The 15,913-nt window shown below is 74.7% G+C and carries 10 protein-coding genes; 5 read left to right on the top strand and 5 right to left on the bottom strand.

Annotation, left to right across the window (positions count from 1 at the left end):
• Positions 1-260: 260 nt before the first annotated feature.
• On the top strand, positions 261-1,088 hold the full coding sequence (locus WME76_RS15200; RefSeq protein WP_437960836.1) for an SPOR domain-containing protein: 828 nt from the start codon (positions 261-263) through the stop codon (positions 1,086-1,088).
• A 28-nt stretch (positions 1,089-1,116) separates the two neighbouring features.
• Positions 1,117-2,265: a hypothetical protein gene (locus WME76_RS15195; protein WP_437960835.1), complete on the top strand. Its 1,149-nt coding sequence runs from the start codon at positions 1,117-1,119 to the stop codon at positions 2,263-2,265.
• Positions 2,266-2,274: 9 nt separating this feature from the next.
• Here the strand turns inward: WME76_RS15195 and nikR are convergent, their stop codons facing one another.
• Together nikR and WME76_RS15185 are read right to left on the bottom strand one after the other, a co-directional pair.
• Positions 2,275-2,718: a nickel-responsive transcriptional regulator NikR gene (gene nikR / locus WME76_RS15190; RefSeq protein WP_437960834.1), complete on the bottom strand. Its 444-nt coding sequence runs from the start codon at positions 2,716-2,718 to the stop codon at positions 2,275-2,277.
• A 164-nt stretch (positions 2,719-2,882) separates the two neighbouring features.
• Positions 2,883-4,001, bottom strand: a complete 1,119-nt coding sequence (locus tag WME76_RS15185; protein ID WP_437960833.1) for a hypothetical protein — start codon at positions 3,999-4,001, stop codon at positions 2,883-2,885.
• Between the two features lie 336 nt (positions 4,002-4,337).
• Here WME76_RS15185 and WME76_RS15180 point away from each other — a divergent pair, with 336 nt between their 5' ends.
• The 3 genes from WME76_RS15180 to WME76_RS15170 all read left to right on the top strand — a co-directional run bounded on the left by WME76_RS15180 (position 4,338) and on the right by WME76_RS15170 (position 10,807).
• Positions 4,338-5,537 carry an SPFH domain-containing protein gene (locus tag WME76_RS15180; protein ID WP_437960832.1) on the top strand — a complete coding sequence of 400 codons (1,200 nt, stop codon included), beginning with the start codon at positions 4,338-4,340 and terminating at the stop codon, positions 5,535-5,537.
• A 165-nt stretch (positions 5,538-5,702) separates the two neighbouring features.
• Positions 5,703-7,442: a protein kinase domain-containing protein gene (locus tag WME76_RS15175; protein WP_437960831.1), complete on the top strand. Its 1,740-nt coding sequence runs from the start codon at positions 5,703-5,705 to the stop codon at positions 7,440-7,442.
• 182 nt (positions 7,443-7,624) lie between these two features.
• Positions 7,625-10,807, top strand: a complete 3,183-nt coding sequence (locus tag WME76_RS15170) for a response regulator (protein WP_437960830.1) — start codon at positions 7,625-7,627, stop codon at positions 10,805-10,807.
• A 46-nt stretch (positions 10,808-10,853) separates the two neighbouring features.
• On the opposite strand, the gene WME76_RS15165 is transcribed toward WME76_RS15170, so the two are convergent.
• From WME76_RS15165 to WME76_RS15155, 3 genes are read right to left on the bottom strand one after another with little or no spacing between them, the layout of a single operon-like run.
• Positions 10,854-11,954: an ABC transporter permease gene (locus WME76_RS15165; RefSeq protein WP_437960829.1), complete on the bottom strand. Its 1,101-nt coding sequence runs from the start codon at positions 11,952-11,954 to the stop codon at positions 10,854-10,856.
• Positions 11,951-14,647, bottom strand: coding sequence for an ABC transporter substrate-binding protein (locus WME76_RS15160; protein ID WP_437960828.1), 2,697 nt, complete (start codon positions 14,645-14,647; stop codon positions 11,951-11,953). The genes WME76_RS15165 and WME76_RS15160 overlap by 4 nt, the downstream gene beginning before the upstream one ends.
• Positions 14,647-15,540, bottom strand: coding sequence for an alpha/beta fold hydrolase (locus WME76_RS15155; RefSeq protein WP_061619022.1), 894 nt, complete (start codon positions 15,538-15,540; stop codon positions 14,647-14,649). The genes WME76_RS15160 and WME76_RS15155 overlap by 1 nt, the downstream gene beginning before the upstream one ends.
• Between the last annotated feature and the right edge of the window lie 373 nt (positions 15,541-15,913).

Below are 15,913 nucleotides of genomic sequence, written 5' to 3'. Positions count from 1 at the left end.
GATGTCGAGGTGAGCGGACGCGAGGCCTCCGCGGAGTTGCCATGTCCGCGGCCATCACCCGCACGCCAACGCGGCCCGGCGCCCGCAGCCGGGAACTTTCCCCGCGCGCGCCCCGCGTGCGAGGCTACCCGGCCCAGCGGAAGCGCGGGCTCACCGCCGATGCGCTCTCCGTCGAGGCCCCTCCGGCGGATGTAGGATAAAGTGAGACACGAAAGTTGTCGCGTCTCGGATGGGCAGGGTAGACGGGCCGAGGAGGAAGCATGAGGCGCAGCAAAGGCGAGAGCATGGACACCGGGGCGGTGCGCAACCTCGAGGAGATCCAGGAGGAGGATCCCGGGGCTCGCCCATCGCGCGCGGGCGCGCTGGTGCTGGCCTCGCTCGGCGGGGCGTGCATTGTCTTCGCGGCCGTGGCGCTCCTGCGCGCTCCGCAGCGCGAGCGGCCGGTCAGCGCCGATCCGCTCGGCGATCTGGTCGCGCGCGCCCACCCGGCCGGCGTGAAGCCGGCGCCGCGCCCTGCCACGATCGGCGAGGACGTGACCTTCCCGGCGATCCTCTCCGACGCGGAGCACCCGACGACCGCGCTCGAGGCCGTGCGCGATCCGCGGGCCGCGAAGGCGGCGGCCTCCGCTCAGCCTCCCGTCGCCGACGCCGCTCCGCCGTTCCCCGCGGACCGGCTCCCGGTGGTCCCGCTGCCGGCGCAGCACGTCCTCGGGCCCGCGGCGGGCGAGGTCGCTCCGAACGACACGCTCACGGCGATGGCCCGCCACGTGTCGCGCGAGGAGGGGCCCGAGACCGAGCGGGGCGGGCCGGGCGGCTACCAGCTCCAGGTGAGCTCGTTCAAGGAGCCCGCCGACGCCGAGGGCTTCGCGGCGGCCCTGCGCCGCCGTGGTCACAAGGCCTACGTCGAGCCGGCCTACGTCAAGGGCCGCGGCCTCTGGCACCGCGTGCGGATCGGCCCCTTCAAGTACAAGCGCTCGGCGGTCATCTACCGGCAGGAGTTCGAGGCCAAAGAGCGCCTGGTCACATTCATCGTCGATCCGCCCAAGACGACCGTGAAAGTCGCTGACACTACCGGCGACGACGCGTAGATCAGAAGCTCAGGAGAGCTCCGATCTGATGCATGTGCGAACGGTGCGGCACCTCGTGTCGCGGCGAACGGTCACGCTCCTCGTCGCGAGCCTCGGGGCGCTGCCCGGGTGCGCCGCGCTCTCGGGGCTGAGCGAGCTCCAGTTCGAGGGGGGCTCGGGCGGCTCCGGGGGAGCCGGCGGCTCCGGTGGCCTGGGCGGCGCTGGCGGCTCCGGTGGCGCGGGCGGCGCTGGCGCGGGCGGCGCTGGCGCGGGCGGCGCTGGCGCGGGCGGCGCTGGCGGCGCGGGCGGCGGCTGTCCGGAGGGCGTCTGCGGTCCCGTGGAGATGGCCGTCGGGCTGAACAGGCCGCTCGGCATCGCGGTGGACGCGACGCACATCTACTGCGCGATCCAGGGGGAGCCGGGGGCCCTCAACGGCTCGGTGATCCGGGTGCCCCTCGACGGCAGCGACACGATGCCCCCGCCGCTCCAGGACGGCCTCGACGAGCCGGCCAGGATCGCCGTCGACTCGAGCTGGGTCTACTGGACGAACTACGCGGGAGGCAAGCTGGAGGCGGGGAGCGTCATGAAGGTGTCGCTCGATGGAAGCGACAAGCCGCCTCCGATCGCCACGGCGCAGAGCGGCCCGTTCGGGATCGCCGTCGTCGATGGCCACGCCTACTGGGCGAACCGCACGGGCAGCCGGGTCTACGGGCCGGCCGTCGACATCGCGGTGGTCGGCGAACCCAACAGCATCGCGGTGCGCGACGACCGCGTCTTCTGGTCGAACACGACCGACAGCTCGATCGAGAGCTGGCAGTTCGGCGCCTCGGCCTTCGGCAACATGGTCTCCGGGCAGGCAGGCCCGACCGGCGTCGCGGTCGACGACGAGAACGTCTACTGGGTCAACACCGACGGCGGCACCGTCATGAAGGCGCCGATCGCCGGCGGTGGACCGATCGAGCTCGCCTCCGGGCAGGACCATCCGTACCTCATCGCGGTGGACGCGGATCATGTCTACTGGACCAACTTCGGTGGCATGGGCGCCGCGAACGGCTCGGTGATGAAGGTGCCTGTCGCCGGCGGCGAGGCGCTCGTGCTCGCTGACGCCCAGGACGCCCCGACCGGGATCGCCGTGGACGAGACCCATGTCTACTGGGCGAACGAGGGCAGCGGCACGATCGTGAAGCTGCCCAGGTGACGGGCCGCGTCAGCCCCGCTGCCGGCGCGCGTCCTCGGGCGCCGCATCCGGGAGCGCCGCGGCCGGCGTGAGCGCGCAGGACAGCACGCCCTTGGCCCCGGCGAGCTGCCCCGCGAGCTCGGACAGCGCCGCGCCGCGGCCCCTGAGCGCCATCACCTGGAGCAGCCGGCCCTCGTCGAGGCGGACCAGCAAGCTGGAGACCACCGCCCGCGCGTGCTGCTCCTCCAGCGCGGAGATCCGCTGCACGAGCTCCCGCACCTCGGGCGCGTAGACGACGGTCAGCGTCGCCGCCACCTCGGCCCCCTCGTCCCAGGCGGCGCGCGTCAGATCCGCGCGGACCAGATCCCGCAGCGCCTCGGAGCGGTTCTCGTAACCCTGCGCGGCGATGCGCCGATCGAACTCGGCCAGCAGCGCTCGATCCATCGCCACACCGAAGCGGACCAGGTCGCTCATCGTGGGCGCAGGCTAGCGGCGCACGGGTGCAGGCGGGAAGGGGGCTCGCCGCCGGGCGCGCGCTTCGCCGGCGTCATCCCCGAGCGCGCCGCGCCGGCGTCGGCGTCGGCGAGCCGCTCGCCCGCCTGCCCGGCGCTCGCGCCGGCCCCTCGCGGCGTGCTGCGTCAGCTCTTGCGCCGCTCGAGGTGCCGCCTGGCGGCGTCCTTCACCGGCGAGGTGACGTTCTTGCTCTTCGCGATGCCCCGGAGGTCCGACTCGCGCAGGTGCTGGACCAGCCGCGTCGCGACGAGCACGGGCGTCCTCGGGTTCTCCACGAGGTTCCGCTTCACCGTGTAGCTCTTCATCCACTCCGGCGTGGTCGCGACGATCCGCAGCACCTCGTCGGAGATGTTCCGGTTGCGGGTGATGAGGACGACCTCCTCCTCCTGCATCTGCGGGCTGCGCACGGCGGCGCTGGCCACGAGGCGGTTCGAGTCGCGCACGAGCAGCATGCGCTCCTCGCGCGAACCGAGCATCGCCCGCCGGATCCGCTGCGACATGGTCATGTCGGCGAGGCGCTTGTAGAGCGGCACGTACTGCTCCTTGATCTCCTCCTTGCCCTCCTCGTCCTCGACGTGGGTGTCGACCGGCTCGTCGGCCGCGAGGGCCTCGGCGAGCGCCTGGGTCTCGCTGAACAGCACGTCGTCGGGCGTGGGCTCCGGCGACGGCTCGGCGATGAGCTCGTCCTTGATCGCGAGGCTGACCTCGCGCCACGCCGGGATGCCCGTGAGCTCGACCCCGTTGCGCGACGCGAGGTCGACGAGCCGATCGGCCGTCGACATGCGCGTGTGCTTGTTGAGGTAGAGCCTCTCGATGATGCGCGGGTTCTTGAGCAGCCGCTCCTCGTTGACGGCGATGAGCTCGGTCACCGCCTCGGTCCCGGTCCGCGCGAGCTCCTCGAGCGTCTCCGCGGCGATCGTCGGCATCGCGCAGAGCCGCTCGACCACCGGGATCCGGCCCGCGTGGAGGCGGGCCAGCCGATCGACGACCGCGGGCTGCAGGTCGCCCCCGAGCGCGCCCTGGAGCAGCGGTTCGGGGAGCGCGGACAGCGTCTTCTCGGCGGTCTCGCGGGCGGGTTCGTCCTCGCGCGACGCGAGCAGCACGAGCAGCGTCACCACCTCGCCCGGCTTGAGCCCGGGGGCGATGCCGCGCGCCGCCATCTCCCGCATCTTCTGCGGCGCTCCCGGCTGAGCCACCTTCTGCGCGGGCGCCGAGAGGGCGCCGACGTCGATCGGCGCGATCATCGGCGGCGCCTCCCCGGCGCGGCATCGCGCCAGGCATGCCGGGAAGACAGGCGCGTCGCTCGCCGAGCGACGGAGCTCGCGGGCGGTCGACGCGGAGCCTGCGAGGGTGGCGGAGGTGGCGCGAGCGAGGCGACGGGCATGCGATCCTCCCCGGCGGGGGCATTGCTGCCCCGCGATCTGCGGATTATCTTGAGCTCGCTGTGTGCCTGAAGGGCGCGGCGATCGTCAACGGATAACGGACAGCGCAGGTGGAGCGCGCCGCGTGCCGAGAAGAGCTCGAGGCGGGGGCACGGCGCGGGCACGCTCGTCAATCCAGCACAGGCAGAGGAGCGCGACATGGGGATTTTCGATTTCGTGAAGAGCGGCGTCCGCGAGATGATGATCGCGCGCCCGGACGCGGCGAAGCATCTCATCGTCTACAAGCACCCGGACCAGAACGTCCCCTTCTGGTCCCAGCTCACGGTCGACAGCGATGAGTGTGCCCTCTTCTTCAAGGACGGCAGGTACATGGGTTACCTGCCGACGGGGCGCCACACCCTGCAGACCCAGAACATCCCGTTCCTGAACAACCTGGTCAACAAGTTCACGGGCGGGGACGTCTTCATCGCCGAGATCTTCTTCGTCAAGACGCAGCCGGTCCGCGGCGTGCCCTTCGGCGGGCCGCTGGAGTCGATGGAGGACCCGATCCTCTACGAGTTCGTGACGCCGCGCATCTTCGGCGAGTTCTCGCTGGTCGTGGTCGACCCGGTGCGGTTCGTCGTCGGCTACCACGGGCAGTGCGGCGGCAGCGGCGACAACGACGTCGTCCTGAGCTGGATCAAGGGCAAGTTCTTCATGAGCGTGAAGACCGTGATCGGCCAGGTCTGCGCGCAGCAGCAGAAGAGCCTCCTCAACCTCGGCGGCATGAGCATGGAGCTCGGCGCCCGCATCGTGCAGTCCGCGCCGAACCTCGAGGAGATCGGCTGCAAGATCCTCGAGATCGGCAACTTCAACATCAACTTCTCGGCCGAGGACCAGCGGCTCCTCCGCGAGGCGAACAAGGCGCGCGGCGAGGCGCGCCGCGGCATCGGCGTCGCGCAGGACTCCGCCCGCGCGAAGCAGTTCGAGCTCGATCAGCGGTTCCAGCAGGACGCGCGGTACGTCCAGCAGCTCGCGGGCAACTGGCAGAACTACGCCGCCGGCCAGGCGATGATGGGGGCCGGCCAGGGCATGGCGCAGGGCGGCGACGGCAGCGGCGTCGCGGGCCTCGGCGCGCAGGTGGCGATCGGCGCCGGCCTGGCGCAGGCGATGAACCCCGCCATGGCGGCGCAGGGCCAGCCCCAGTTCGTGCCGCCGCACATGCAGCATCCTGGCGCGCCGCAGCAGGGTTACCCGGGCGCGCCGCAGCAGGGCTACCCGGCCGCGCCGCAGGCCGCCCCGGCCGCGGGGCCGTCCATCGAGCAGCGCCTGGAGCGCCTCGCGGACCTCAAGAACAAGGGCCTCATCACGGACGAGGAGTTCCAGGCCCGCAAGGCGAAGATCCTGGAGGAGATCTGACGCCCTCCGGGCGCCCTGCGCGCCGCGCCGGGCGCTCCGTCGAGGCGGGCGCTCGCCCTCCGTCGCCACGATGCTGCCATCTGATCCGAAACACCGCGCGCGCTTTCGGCTAGACTCGCCGGGGTGCCAGTAACGCTCCGCATGGCCGGGGATGCTCAGTCCGAGATGACCGCCGGCGACTCCGAGACCGCCGAGCTGTTCCATCGGGACGACATCCCGCGGCCGCACGGGGACCTCGGGACCACGCCGCCGCCGGCCCGCAGCGACGCGCCCCCGCGCGGCGACGCGACGGGCGCTCACGAGGACGCGCCGCCGGCGAGCGGCCACGGGCTGCCGGTGATGCAGGCGCTCCCGACGCGCGGCGACATGTTCCAGGCGCGCCGGGGGAAGGTGAAGCAGATCCCGCGCGCGCGGCGCTGCCCGACCTGCAAGCTGACCTTCTCGGGCGACTCCAGGTTCTGCCCGTTCGACGGCGATCCGCTCGTCGACGCGCCCGACTGGAACCCGGCCGCGGATCCGCTGCTCGGGCGCACCATCGACGGCCGCTACGAGGTGCAGGCGGTCGTGGGCGAGGGGGGCATGGGGACGGTGTACGAGGTGCGCCACAAATCCCTCGGCCGCCTCTTCGCCCTGAAGGTGCTGCGGCGCGACATCGCGCAGGACGCCGAGCTCGTCGCCCGCTTCATCCAGGAGGCCAAGGCGGCCGCGGCGATCGGCCACCCCAACATCGTCGCGGTGAGCGACTTCGGCGCGATCGAGGTCGAGCCGGCGCAGCCGGAGCTGCCGTTCTTCGTGATGGAGTTCCTCACCGGGACCTCCCTCGCGGCGCTCCTGCGCACCGAGAAGACGCTGCCGTCCGAGCGGGTCGGGCAGATCATGCTCCAGTGCGCGGCGGCGCTCGGGGCCGCGCACGCCGCGGGCGTCATCCACCGCGATCTCAAGCCCGACAACGTGTACCTCGTCCGCAACGGCGACCAGGAGTTCGTCAAGCTGCTCGACTTCGGCGTCGCGAAGGTCGCCGGCGGCAAGCGGCTCACCCGCATCGGCATGGTGTTCGGGACGCCGCACTACATGAGCCCGGAGCAGGCGGAGGGGAAGCGCATCGACGGCCGCGCCGACATCTACGCGCTCGGCGTCCTCATGTACGAGTGCTTCGCGGGGCGCGTGCCCTTCGAGGCCGACACGTACATGGGCGTGCTGACCAAGCACATGTACATGTCGCCCGAGCCGCTCGAGCAGGTGATGCCCGACGCCTCCGCGCTCGGCGCGTTCGGCCCGATCGTGATGCGCTGCCTCGCGAAGAGCCCCGAGGAGCGCTTCGCCTCGATGGCCGATCTGGCGGCGGCCATCGAGCTCGCCCTCGGCGCGCCGGGCCGCGCGGCCGCCTCCATGCTCCAGGACGAGCACCCGCGCCGCGATCCGCTGAAGCTGCGCGAGCGCGACGAGATGCTCGGCCCGGTCCAGGTGCCCCGAGAGCCGGCCGACTCGCTCTCGATGGGCGCGCGCGTCGCCATCGCGCTCGCGGCGGTCCTCGTGCCGATCGCCATCGCCCTCGGCTTCCGCGCCCTGCGGGCCTCGGCGCACGAGGCGACGCCCGACGCCGCCGCCCCCGGCGCGCTCCAGGCGCCGGCGGCGCTCGAGCGGGCGTCCGACGAGCCCCCACGCGCGGTGCGCGACGAGCCCCAGCGCGACGCGCGCGACGAGCGCCAGCGCGGCGAGCCGCCGCCCGGGAGCACGGCGGCCGCGCCGCCCGCGCAGGACCCGCCCCGCCTGCAGGGGACACCGGTCGTGAGCCCGGCGAGGCCGCCCGTGGCGACGGCCCGACCGGCGGCGACCGGGGCGCCGAGCGCGCCGACCGTGAGGTCGCCTTCAGCCGGCGATATCATCGATCCCTGGAAGCGCTGATCGCGGGCGCGGCGCTCGACGAAACCTGGCCTTTCCAGGCGTGATGTGCTCACGATGGGCGCCGCCGATCACCGGGCTCACGGCCGCGGGACAATGCGATCGTCGGCAGCGGCGACGCTCGGGGCGGACGCTTGACAGCGTCCGCTCGGGCTCGCCATCCTTCGCGAGGGCGGAAACCTCTAGTGGCCAAGCAACAGCTCCTCCTGGTCGACGCGGATCCACGCAGCGTTCGGGTCCTCGAGGTCAGCCTGAAGAAGGCCGGTTACAGCGTGACCACCGCGAAGGACGGGGCGGACGCCCTCGCGAAGCTCGAGGTCTCCACGCCGGACCTGGTCCTCAGCGACACGCGCCTGCCGAACGTGGACGGCTACGCGCTCGTCCGCAAGATGAAGGAGCACGCCGACTGGGCCGCGATCCCGGTCGTCTTCCTCACGAGCCAGCGGTCCATCGAGGACAAGATCCGCGGGCTCGAGCTCGGCGTCGAGGACTACCTGACGAAGCCGATCTTCGTGCGCGAGCTCATCGCGCGGGTGACGCTGCTCCTCGCGCGGCGGACGCGCGAGGGGATCACGACGCGCCACTTCTCGACCACCGGGCGGACCCGGTTCTCGGGCTCGATCCTCGACATGAACGTCGTCGATCTCCTGCAGACGTTCGAGGTGAGCCGGAAGAGCGGGATCGTGCACCTCTCGCACGGGGACAACGAGGCGCAGGTCTACTTCCGCGAGGGCAAGGTCGTCGACGCGACGCTCGGCCGGCTCTGCGGCGAGGAGGCCGTCTACCGCGCGCTCCTCTGGAACGAGGGGACGTTCGAGGTCGAGTTCTGCAAGGTCGACAACCCCGACGTGATCGAGACGTCGACCCAGGGCCTGCTGATGGAGGGCATGCGCCGGGTCGACGAGTGGGGCCGGCTCCTCGAGGCGCTGCCGTCGCTCGCCACCGTGTTCGAGGTCGACAGCGAGGAGCTGCTGGAGCGGCTGAACGAGATCCCCGACGAGCTGAACGGGATCCTGCGCCTGTTCGACGGCAAGCGGACGCTGATGCAGGTGGTCGACGCGTCGCCGTTCGAGGATCTCTCGACGCTCTCGACCATCTCGAAGCTCTATTTCGAGGGGCTGCTGGTCCCGGCCGCCGCGCTGCCGCCCGACGACGTCGTGCCGAGCGAGCCGGACGCGGCGTTCCACGACGAGTTCTCGCCGCTCTCGTCGCCGTCGAGCGCGCGGCGCTCCTTCCATCCCGAGGGGGGCCCGGGCAACGCCGGCGCCGACGACCTCGAGGACGCCGCCGTGGTGCCGGCGCCGCTCTCGAACCGGGTGTCGCCCGGGGTGCTCCCGCGCTCCCGGTCCGGGCAGGAGATGCTCGCGCAGCAGGCGGCGGACCCCGACGCAGAGTCGTCCGGGCGCCCGGTGACGGCCCGCAGCGCGGTCCACGGCGCGGTCGGCCGCTCGGCCGGCGCGGGGCGGCCTGGCGCGGAGGGCGGCCGGGCGCCGTCGGATCCGCCGCGCAGCGTTGCGTCTGGCGCGGCGGGTGGCCGCGTGCCGTCGGAGCCGCCGCGGGGCGGCGCGTCGGCCGCCGCGGGGCGGTCTGGCGCGGCGGGTGGCCGCGTGCAGTCGGAGCCGCCGCGAGGCGGCGCGTCGGCCGCCGTGGGGCGGCCTGGCCCGGCGGGGGGCCGTGTGCCGTCGGAGCCACCGCGGGGCGCCGCGTCGGCCGCCGCGGGGCGGCCTGGCGCGGCAGGGGGCCGTGTGCCGTCGGAGCCGCCGCGGAGCGCCGCGTCGGCCGCCACGGGGCGACCTGGCGGGGAGGGCGGCCGGTCGCCGTCGGAACCGCCGCGGAGCGCCGCGGCGGCCGTCGAGGCCGTCTGGGGGCGCGTGGCGGCGGGGGTGGAGATCGACAAGGACACCACGCTCGCCAGCAGCGATGAGGCCCCGCTCACGCGGCCGCTGGTGACGCCGCGCAGCTTCGCGCAGAAGCAGCGCCCCCCGAGCGACAGGCCCCCGGCCTCGAGCCCTTTCGAGAAGCGCTTCCGGTCCTGGCCCCCCGAGCCGCCCGCGTCCTCCCGGGCGCCCGCGTCGTTCCGGGCACCCGCGCCGCCGTCGTTTCCGCTCGCTGGGCTGCCGCCGCTTCCGCCCGCGGGGCTGCCGCCGCTTCCGCCCGCAGGGCTGCCGCCGCTTCCGCCCGCAGGGCTGCCGCCGCTTCCGCCCGCAGGGCTGCCGCCCCGTCCGGCCGTGGCCCCGTCGCCCGAGGCAGCGGCGGCGCCGGCCGCCGGGGAGGAGCGCGCCGCGGCGGCGTCGGCGAGCCCGACGCTGCGGCCCCGCCCGCCGAGCGACGCGCCGCCCGCGGTCGTCATCCCGCGCGACGCGCCGCCCGCGCAGGCGCCGTCTGCTGGCGAAGCGACGGCCATGGAGGCTCGCTCGCCCGAGGCCGCCGCGGCGGCGCCGGACGACGCGCCGGCCGGCGACGCGCCGCCCGGAGAGGCGCCGCCCGGAGAGGCGCCGCCGGCGAGCGTCGTGGCGGCGCCGGACGACGCGCCCCCGAGCGAGGGCGAGCCGCTCAGCGAGAGCGAGCGCTTCTTCCTCCGCGCCGGGCAGGACCCGCCGGAGAGGCCGGCGCTGCGCGCGCCGTCGTCGACCGCCGAGGACGCCGACACGACCGCCGGCGCGGTCGAGGCCACCCTCTGGGCGCCGCGCCAGGAGGCGCGCCGGGCGCGCGCCGCGCGGATCGTCGCCGGCCTGGTCACCGCGGCCGCGATCGGGGTCGCCGGCGTGTGGTTGATGAGCCAGGACCGGCGCTCCGCGCCTTCCGCGCCGGTCGACCCGTCGCTCCAGGGCGAAGACCAGAGCCCGACCGCGGCGGCCCCGACGCTTCCCGCTGCGCCGGAGCCGGAAGGGGATCCGACCGGCGCCGTCGCGCCCGGGCTCTCCACCGCAGGCACGGCCGATCCCCCGGCTGGCCAGCCGAACGACCCCGCGGCGAGCGCACAGCCCGGACCGGCGGCGACGAGCCCCGCCGCGCCGACGGCGCAGACGGCCGCTCCGGCGACGACGGGGCAGGCCTCGCCTGCGCCCCGGGAGGCGCCGCGATCGGCGCCGCCGACGCCGGCGCCCGCCGCGCCGGACGAGGAGGGCGGGCCCCTCTCGGCCCGCGTGATGCGCGCGCTGGAGTCCGGGCAGACCGGCAAGGCGGTGCAGCTCGCCCAGCAGCTCACGGCCGCCTCCCCGGGGAGCGCCACGGCGTGGCACCTCCGCGGCGCCGCGGAGCAAGCCGCCGGCCGCGGAGGGCGGGCGTCGTTCCGCAAGTGCGCCGAGCTCTCCTCGGCGGACTCCCCGCTCGGCGCCGAGTGCCGCGCGCTCGCCGGCATGCCCTGAGCGCGCGGTTCGCCGGCCGCGACCGGCCTGAACGCGCCCGCCGCGCTCAGCGCGGCCGCGATCGGAGCCGGGGATCGAGGGCCAGCGCCGCGAGGTCGAGCGCCAGGGTGGCGAGCACGATGGCGGCCGAGGCGAAGAGCACCGTGCCGACGATGAGCGGGCCGTCCCGGTTCTGCAGCGCCTCGACGGCCATGCTCCCGACGCCGGGCCACCGGAAGAGCTTCTCCGTCACGATCGCGCCGCCCGCCAGCGCGCCGAAGTCGAGCGCGGCGAGCGTGGCGAGCGGCAAGAGCGCGTTGCGCAGCGCGTGGACGACGAGCGCGCGCAGGCGAGAGGCACCCTTGGCCCGCGCGGTCCGGATGAAGTCCTGGCGCAGCAGCGTCCTGAGCTCCTCGCGGACGATGCGCGCGTAGAGGGCGCTGCCGAACAGGCCGAGCGTCAGCGCCGGCAGCACGAGCGAGCGCAGGTGATCGGCCGCCGTGGCGCCGTACCCGTCGTACGGCAGGAGCCGGAGCTCGTGGGCGAGCACGTACTGCAGCGCGGGTCCGATCACGAAGGTCGGGGCGCTGGCGCCGACCAGGGCGGCGCCGAGCGCGGCGTCCTCCCAGATCGTCCCGCGGCGGGCCGCCGCGACGATCCCGAGCGCGAGGCCGAGCAGGAGCTGCACCAGCAGGGCGGCCAGCGCGAGCTCCACCGAGCGCGGCGCCTTCGCCTCCAGCAGATCCACGACCGGCTTACGGTAGTGGAAGCTGTAGCCGAGATCGACGTGCACGCCGAGCGGCCCGGCCGCGCAGCTCCGGTGCTCGGGATCCGCGCGCGGGCGCTGGCCGCCGCCGTCGCCGCCCCCCGCGGGACCGAGGTGCACGAGCCGGCGGACGAACCGCGCGAACTGCACGGGAACGGGGCGATCCAGCGCGTAGATCGCCCGGACGCGCTCGAGATCCGCGGCCGAGGCCTGCGGGCCGACGAGCATCCGCGCCGGGTCTCCGGGCAGGAGGTACGCGATCCCGAACGAGACGGCGGTGACGCCGGCGATCAGGATCGCCGCCCACGCGAGGCGCCGGAGCAGGTGCGCGAGCGCGGCGCCCGTCGCGGAGGCGCGGCCCGCGCGGGGCGCGGCGGTGGGGCGCGGTCGCGGGGCGCTCATCGCGGAGGCGCGGTCCGCGCGAGAAGCGCCCGCAGCGGCCCGCCGGGCCGGGAGCTGTCCGCGCGCGGCCCGCCGCCGCCCGCGGGCCGCGCCGCCGGGTCGAGCCAGACCTCGTGGAAGCGCGACGGGATCACGGCCGAGCGCTCGTAGCCGCGCAGGTACGGGTGCCAGAGCTCGATCAGGCGCGCCGTGTGCGTGGGCACCCAGGGCGCGAGATCGCGGACGATGCGCTCGGCCTGATCGTAGAGCGCGAGGCGCCGCGCGCGGTCCTGCTCCGCGTGGGCGGCGTCGAGCGCGCGATCGAGCGCCTCGCTGCTGAAGAAGGCGTAGTTCTGCGAGCCCTCGTCGCGGATGGCGCGCGACGAGAGCGTCGGCTCGAAGATGCTCGCCGGATCGGGGAAATCGGCCTGCCAACCCACCCAGCCCATGGCGACGGCGCGGCGGCGCGAGACCTCGGCGAGGTAGGTCGCCCAGCTGACGAGGCGCAGGCGGACGCGGAGGCCCACCCGCGCGAGCTGCTGCTGGAAGATCTCGCCGAGCGCCTGCTCCAGGGTGTCGGGGACGGCGATGTAGTCGATCGTCTCCGGGTAACCGCCCTTCCCGGTCGCCGGGTCGTACGGGTAGCCGGCGGCGGCCATCTGCGCGAGGGCGCGCGCGAGGTCGTGCCGGCGCATCGGCTCGTGGCGCGCGGGGCCCGGGATCGACGGCGGCAGCACCCGGTCGAGGGCGACGAGATCGGGGCGCACCTTCTCGAGCACGGAGGGGTCGAGCGCGAAGGAGACCGCGCGCCGGACGGCGAGCCGGTCGAACGGCGCGAGCTCGGTGTTGAGGAAGACCGCGTTGGTCCTGTGCCGGGTCACCCAGCGCATGCGCCCGGCCCACGCGGGGTCGGCGCGGTAGGTCGCCGCGTCGATCGCCGTCAGATCGCGCAGGTAGTCGAGCTCTCCCTCCTCGAACTTGTAGCGCTGCGTCGTCGCGCGCACCCCGGTCTGCCACGCGATCCCGTCGAGGTACGGCAGGCCCGGGCGGAAGTACCCCTCGTGCCGGGCCAGCCCGATGCTGCCGTCCTGGTCCCACCGCTCCAGGCGGAACGGGCCGGCGCCGCAGGGCGGGGGAGGGCTCGCCGCGTCGACCACGGCGCCGGACGAGGGGCACACCGGCGCCATGAACGCGAGCGTCATGCGCGGCAGGAACGTCGCGTCGGGCGCGCGCAGATCGATGGCGACGGCGTGGTCGCCGAGCACCCGCACGCCGGCGAGGTGCGGCGCCGCGCCGCTCCGGTACGCGGCGAACCCCTCGATCATGTCGTACTCGCTCGCGCCCGGGCTGGGCGTCCCCCGGTGGAGCGTCCGCTCGATCGAGCGCTTCACGTCCGCGGCGCGGAGCTCCGCGCCGTCGTGGAACCGCACGCCCTCGCGCAGCGTGAACACGTACGTCTGCCCGCCCCGCTCGACCGCGATCGCGCGCGCGAGATCGGGCGTGAGCTGCCCGTCGCGGTCCCACGTGACCAGGCGGGAGAAGACGAGCTCCGCGACCGCGGTCGAGAGCTCGTCGTAGGCGATCGCCGGATCGAGCGTGCGGACGTTGACGGTGGTCGCGAGGCGCAGCGTCCCGCCGCGCACGGGCGCCTCGGGCGCGCCCGGCGGCGCCTCGCTGCCGAGGGGCGGGCGCACGCGGCTCGGCGAGCCGGTCGAGAGCAGGAGCAGCGCCCCGCCCGCGAGGAGCAGGTCGACCGGCAGGCGCCGCCCGCGCGGCAGCTCGGCGCCGCCCGGATCGAGCGCGTCGCGGAGCCCCTCGCTCGCGCGGTGGAAGCCGAGCACGGCGAGCAGGATGGCGAACCCCGGCGCCGCGACCAGGAGCGGCTTCACCCCGAGGTACGGCTCCGCCTCGTGCAGCATGCGGCCCCAGGTGGCGGTCGGCGGCTGCACGCCGGCGCCCAGGTAGCTCAGGGCCGCCTCCGCGAGGATCATCTGCCCGGCGCTGATCGTCGCGAGCGCGAGCAGCGTCCCGCCGACGTTGGGCAGGACGTGCCGGCGGACGACGTGCAGCGGCCCGGCGCCGAGCGCGCGCGCGGAGACCACGAAGTCGCGCTGCGCGAGCTCCAGCGTCTTCGCCCGGACGACCCGCGCCGCGCCGGTCCACCCCGTGAGGCCGAGCACGAGCAGGATCGTCCCCGCGTCGGCCCTGCCCACGGCGACGCCGATCGCGGTCACGAACAGGAGGTAGGGCAGGGCGAGGATCACGTCGACGAGCCGCATGAGCGCGCCGTCGAGGGCGCCCGCCCGCGTGCCGCTGGCCATGCCGGCGGCGACGCCGACGAGGGCGCCGAGCCCCGTGGCGACCGCCGTGGACGCGAGCGCGATGCCGAGCGAGAGCCGCGCGCCGTGCGCGAGGCGCGCGAGGAGGTCGCGGAACAGCGGGTCCGTCCCGAGCCAGTGGGCGGCCGACGGCCCGGGCGGCGCGCCGAAGGCGTCGCGGGACAGGCTGAAGTCGCTCGCGTCCGGGTCGTGGCCGACGACCGCCGGCCCCGCGACGGCGAACAGCGCGAGCAGCGCGACGATCGCGAGGCCGAGCAGCGCCGACCGGTCCGCGAGCAGGCGCGCCGCCGCGTCGTCGCCGAGGAGCGCCCGCGCCGCGCGCCGGCCTGCCCGCGCCGCCCCGCGCGCGGGCGCGAGCCGGGCAGAGCGATCCATCACCGCTTCCCTTCGAGGAACTGCGTCACGAGCGCGACGAACTCCTCCGGGCGCTCCTCGTGGGGCGAGTGCCCCGCGTCCATGATCTCGAGCATCGCGCCCGAGATCTCGCGGGCCAGCCGCTGCGCGCTCGCCGCCGGGAAGATGCGGTCGTCGCGACCCCACACCACGAGCGTCGGCGCCGTGACCCGGGTGAGGCGCGCGACGACGGGGCGCGCGTCGAGCACCGCGCGCATCACGGCGTGGGCGCTCTCGCGCGCCGAGGGGGCGTTGAAGAGGTCGTAGTGCCGGTCGACGCGCGACATCGGCACCGCCGCGTCCGCCCGGAAGATCTCGTCGCGGAAGAACGACCGGAACGTCCCGCGGCCGTGGAGCTGCTTGAAGAAGATGCCGCCCACGATGGGCAGGAGCGGGAGCTTCATCCTGAAGCTCTTCGGGAACGGGTAACAGAGCGCGTCCTCCAGGACGAGCCGCTGGACGAGCTCCGGGTGCTCGGCCGCGAGCGTGAGCGCGACGGCCGCGCCCATCGCGTGGCCGACGATGTGCGCCCGGCCGACGCCGAAGGCCGCGATGAGGTCGGCCACCGCCTCGGCGAACGTCTCGATGCCGTAGGCGTACCGCGCCGGGCTCGGCTTCTCGCTCTCCCCGAACCCGGGGAGGTCCGGGGCGATGACGTGGAAGCGCTGCGCCAGCGCGTCGATCACGTCGTCGAACTCCAGGTGGCTGACGAGGAAGCTGTGGATCAGCAGGAGCGCCGGGCCGTTGCCGGCCCCGGCGACCAGGACCCGCATCCTGACCCCCCGGGCGGTGACGTCCCTGATGACGCGTTCGACCGGTCGGGGCGCGGCGGGCGGGGCCGCGCCCCGACCCTCGCTGGCGAGGGCCTTGGCCATGGTGGCGACGAGACTATCAGCCCTTTTGTCTGAATTGGCCGATGTGTGTCAGGGTAAGGGCGATGTCGCCGCACGAGCTCCCCCGCGCGCCGGGCGCCCCCCCGCTCCCACCCATTGCCCCCGGCGCCCCGTTTTTCCCCCCTGGCCCCCGACTTCGCGACGTGCGGAGCGGATCGAGCCGCGACCACGACGGACGAAAAATGTCCGAGGCGTGTCAAGAACCCCAGGAAAGCACCGCGTCCCGCGACAGCGACACAATAATCGTAGTCGCGTCAATTGACTGTATTCCATTCAGTGGAATAGAGTCGCCCGCGTCGGTTGGGTAGGGCCTCCGGCAATCGATGGGAGGACCGGTGCAGAGGATCCCCGAGGA

It is taken from the genome of Sorangium sp. So ce119 (assembly GCF_051524405.1).
Lineage (GTDB): Bacteria > Myxococcota_A > Polyangia > Polyangiales > Polyangiaceae > Sorangium > Sorangium cellulosum_G.
The sequence above is the reverse complement of the archived record's forward strand: the minus strand, read 5'-3'. Positions and strand labels throughout refer to the sequence as shown.